Below are 4,589 nucleotides of genomic sequence, written 5' to 3' on the forward strand. Positions count from 1 at the left end.
GAAAATATTGCTGTTGTTGTGCAGCATGCTATTTGCTGTCGCGATTTCGGCGGCTGAAACGGCCGTACTGCATCCCAAATTAGAGGTGTTCAGACCCTATCTTGGTCAATACTGGCAAGGGAATCTTGCTGAGCCTGGCAGCACCAAAGCGGTTATTGATCGCTCTCACTGGTTCCGGGCATTAAATGGCCAGGCGATAAAAACAGTGCATTCTATCAATCATGGCGAATATGGTGGCGAGTCTTTTATTTTTTGGGACGAAGCTAAAAACAGCCTGGCGTACTACTATTTCACAACGGCTGGTTTTTATACCTATGGCACGATGCAATTTAATCCGCAAAGTGGTGAAATTACCGCTTTGGAAAATGTTGAAAACAACCAGAACGGCATCACCCAGGTTAAATCACACAGTAAAATTATGCCGGACGGTACCCTCGAAGTTCGCTCGACTTATTTACAGAATGAACAATGGGTACAAGGACATAGTGCGGTGTATCAACCCGTTGCACCTCAGGAAATTATTTTTAAATAGTTGACAATCTGGCCCAGTATCAACCTTCAAGCGGGTCCATAGCGTAAATGTCGTCTATTTTATCGGCACATGAGTGACTGACCCGCAGATCCTTAACTCTGCCGTTACGCAAACTGTATACCCAGCCGTGGATAGCTAAAGGCTGTCCACGCTCCCAGGCTTCCTGCACAAAGCTGGTATGACATAAATTCCGTACCTGCTCCATCACGTTCAGTTCAATTAAACAATTAAGTCGTTCGTTGTCATCGGCATAACTGTCAACTTCTTCGCGGTGCATCGCATAGACGTCTTTCACATTGCGCAACCAGTTATCTACAAAGCCAACCCGTTGTTTCATCATGGCAGCTTTAACACCACCACATCCATAATGCCCGACTACTATAATATGTTTAACTTTAAGAATATCAATAGCATACTGCAGTACGGATAAGCAGTTCATATCAGAATGCAACACTAAATTTGCCACATTACGGTGAACAAACAGCTCACCAGGCAATAGCCCAACAATTTCATTGGCCGGAACCCGACTGTCTGAACAGCCAATCCATAAATACTCCGGGGCCTGTTGTTCTGATAACTGTTTAAAAAAACCCGGTTGCTCACGCTCAATCCGATCTGCCCAGTTTTTATTGTTAGTAAATAAATCTTTAAATTGTGGCATAACACTGATCCTGCTAAAAAGTCGCGTTAAGATAGCCGATTCTACCTTATTTAAGAGCACCGACCAGCCCAATTTAGTGCGGACAATTTTGGTTGTCATTGATATTAACAGTCATATTCGGGGTGACGTTTGCCGAAAAAGCTGGCTATACTAAGCGCTGTCAGTCTTTTTTCTTATGGAAAGTATCGCAAGGAGTTGCAATGATCCCGGTAATCTTATCTGGTGGGTCGGGTACCCGGCTCTGGCCTTTGTCACGCGCAAAAAAACCTAAACAATTTCTGTCATTAGTTAATGAAAAAAGTATGCTGCAAAATACCTTGCTGCGCTTGAAAGGCCTTGATCAGTTGGCACCACCGATAGTGGTTTGCAATGAAGATCATCGTTTTATGGTGGCTGAGCAGCTGCGCGAGCTGAAAATTGGCGACGCCTGCATCATGCTGGAACCGGTAGGCCGTAATACGGCGCCTGCGATTGCGATAGCGGCTATCCAGGCCATGCAGTTGCAGCAACAGCAGCAAGATCCGGTGTTACTCGTTCTGGCAGCAGATCATGTTATTCAGGATATTCCTGCATTTCAGCAAGCGGTAGTGGAAGCTCAGCTGGCAGCGAAAGCCGGTAAATTAGTTACTTTTGGTATCGTGCCGGTATCTGCGCATACGGGGTATGGCTACATCAGGCACAGCCAGCAAAATATTGAGCACATACCGAACACCTATCAGGTCACTGAATTTAAAGAAAAGCCAGATAAAAAAACCGCAGAGCATTATCTGGCATCAGGCGAATATTGCTGGAACAGCGGCATGTTTATGTTCAAAGCCAGCAGTTTATTGGCCGAGCTCGAAAAATTTGCACCAGAGATTGTAAAAGCGTGTCAGTTGGCGGTGACTACTGCCAGTCAGGATTTAGATTTTGTCAGGGTAGACAAAGACGCATTTAGTACCAGTCCGGCCGATTCACTGGATTATGCCGTGCTGGAGAAGTCTGACAATACGGTGATGGTGCCACTTAACGCTGGTTGGAGCGACGTCGGCAGCTATGATGCGCTGTGGGATGTCATGGCAAAAGACGCCCAAGGCAATGCTTGCAGGGGTGATGTGATGCTGGAGGCAACCCGCAATAGTTATATCAACGCCGAAGAGAAACTGGTCGCAGTAATTGGTTTAGACAATGTGATAGTAGTGGAAACCAAAGATGCGGTTTTGGTGGCGAATAAAAATGATATCCAACAAGTAAAAAGTATTGTGCAACGATTACAAAGCTATGGTCGCAGTGAAGTAGATTTGCATCGCGAAGTGTTCCGACCCTGGGGCAAATATGATTCAGTGGACCAGGGAAAGCGCTACCAGGTAAAACACATTACCGTAAAACCCGGCGCAAAATTGTCAGTACAAAAACATCATCATCGGGCAGAGCACTGGGTGGTAGTAAGTGGCACGGCTTTGGTCAGAAATGGTGATAAAGAATTTATGGTCACTGAGAATGAGTCGACGTTTATACCGATTGGCGTGGTTCATTCGCTGGAAAACCCGGGTAAAATTCCTCTGGAATTAATTGAGGTTCAGTCTGGCAGCTACCTTGGAGAAGATGACATAGTGCGTTTTGCCGATAAGTATGGCCGGGAGTAACATGAACTCATTATCCTGCTTTAAAGCGTATGATATTCGGGGGAAACTGGGTGAGGAGCTAAATGAGCAAATTGCTTATAGCATTGGTCGCGCTTATGCCAGAGTCATTAAACCGGCGACTGTTGCTGTTGGCGGCGACATACGTCATAGCTCAGAGTCGCTGAAATTAGCGCTGACACTGGGCCTACTCACCGAAGGTGTTGAAGTTCTTGATTTAGGCATGACCGGGACTGAAGAAATCTATTTCGCCGCACAACATCTGGCTATTGATGGTGCCATCGAAGTGACCGCCAGCCACAACCCAATCAACTATAACGGCATGAAATTAGTCAGATCTCAGTCCAGGCCAATAAGCGGCGACAGTGGGCTTTTTGCCATTCGCGATGAAACCGCGCGGTTGCAAACGGAATTATTTGCGCCAGCAGCATTAATCGAATTAACCCTGCAAAGTAACACACTCGCAGCTAATCAAAAATGGCATTATGGTAACGCAAGCTATCAGAAAGGCAGTATTCTAAAACCCTATATTGATCATATGCTTGGCTATATCACCCCCGCCAATATGCAAGCCCTAAAGCTGGTAGTCAATTCAGGAAATGGTGCTGCGGGACATGTGGTCGATGCGCTGGAGCAGGCGTTTATTGACCATGATATTCCTATACATTTTATTAAAGTACATCATCAGCCAGACGGCAGTTTCCCCAATGGTATCCCAAACCCGTTGCTGATTGAGAATCGTCAGGCAACTTCAGATGCGGTGCGCCAGCATCAGGCCGATTTTGGTATCGCCTGGGATGGCGATTTTGATCGTTGTTTTTTATTTGATGAGCAAGGTCATTTCATCGAAGGCTATTATATTGTTGGGTTACTGGCTGCGGCGTTTTTAAAAAAAGAACCTGGTGCCAAAATTATTCATGATCCCCGTTTATACTGGAATACTGAAGCGGTATGTCAACAACATAATGGTAAGGCAATATGCAGTAAAACAGGACATGCTTTTATAAAAGAAAGAATGCGTGAAGAAGATGCTGTTTATGGTGGCGAAATGAGTGCCCATCATTATTTTCGCGACTTTGCGTATTGTGACAGTGGCATGATCCCCTGGTTACTTGTGGCAGAGTTATTATCATTATCAGGTAAAAAACTCTCACAACTGGTACAGAAAATGATTGCTGACTATCCTTCTTCTGGTGAATTAAACTTTAATATCGCCAATCCGTTGCAGGTAATTTCTAAATTAGCCGAACGCTATGCACAACAGGCTGTAGAGGTTGATGATATTGATGGCTTGAGTATGAAATTTACTGACTGGCGCTTTAATCTTCGTGTTTCAAACACAGAAAACGTTGTAAGATTAAACGTTGAGACTAAGGGTGATATTGAGTTAATGAAGCATAAAACAGCTGAATTAAAAAGTTTCTTAACAGAGCCTGAATAAATGTAGTTTTTTTATAATTATATCTTGAGATTAAAGTCTCTGGTTGCTTTATTTAGTCGCGTAAATTGCTTATTCTTTATCAAATTTTAAGTAAAGGAGCGAATCGTGTCTTTATTATTAGATAAAAAAGAGTTAAAAAAAGCCGCCAAAGAATTAAACCTGGTCAAACTTACCGATGTTATTGAAACCCTGAATGGTGTTTTGGCAGAACGTCAGCAAGAAGTGGAATTAATCGCTCAGCTTGAAGGACTGGCTAAAGCGCAGGGTTACACCATGGAGCAGCTTGGTTATAAACAAAGCAGCGATGTGGTGGTGGCAGAGAGCACTGACAGC

The 4,589-nt window shown here is 44.3% G+C and carries 4 protein-coding genes and 1 pseudogene; 4 read left to right on the forward strand and 1 reads right to left on the reverse strand.

The window, feature by feature from the left end:
• Positions 1-25: 25 nt before the first annotated feature.
• Complete coding sequence (locus ABY802_RS15950) at positions 26-532, forward strand: hypothetical protein (protein ID WP_372628117.1); 507 nt, start codon at positions 26-28, stop codon at positions 530-532.
• A 19-nt stretch (positions 533-551) separates the two neighbouring features.
• On the opposite strand, the gene can is transcribed toward ABY802_RS15950, so the two are convergent.
• A complete protein-coding gene (gene can / locus ABY802_RS15955) occupies positions 552-1,193 on the reverse strand; it encodes a carbonate dehydratase (RefSeq protein ID WP_372628114.1) in 642 nt (213 codons plus the stop codon).
• Between the two features lie 200 nt (positions 1,194-1,393).
• Between can and ABY802_RS15960 the strand changes: the two genes are divergently transcribed.
• From ABY802_RS15960 to ABY802_RS15970, 3 genes and pseudogenes are all read left to right on the forward strand, one after another.
• Positions 1,394-2,818, forward strand: coding sequence for a mannose-1-phosphate guanylyltransferase/mannose-6-phosphate isomerase (locus ABY802_RS15960; RefSeq protein WP_372628115.1), 1,425 nt, complete (start codon positions 1,394-1,396; stop codon positions 2,816-2,818).
• 1 nt (position 2,819) lies between these two features.
• Positions 2,820-4,256, forward strand: coding sequence for a phosphomannomutase CpsG (locus ABY802_RS15965; RefSeq protein WP_372628116.1), 1,437 nt, complete (start codon positions 2,820-2,822; stop codon positions 4,254-4,256).
• Between the two features lie 105 nt (positions 4,257-4,361).
• Positions 4,362-4,589, forward strand: a pseudogene (locus ABY802_RS15970) (H-NS histone family protein); the annotation flags it as partial.

Origin of the sequence: Arsukibacterium sp. (assembly GCF_041616895.1) — a bacterium.
GTDB lineage: Bacteria > Pseudomonadota > Gammaproteobacteria > Enterobacterales > Alteromonadaceae > Alishewanella.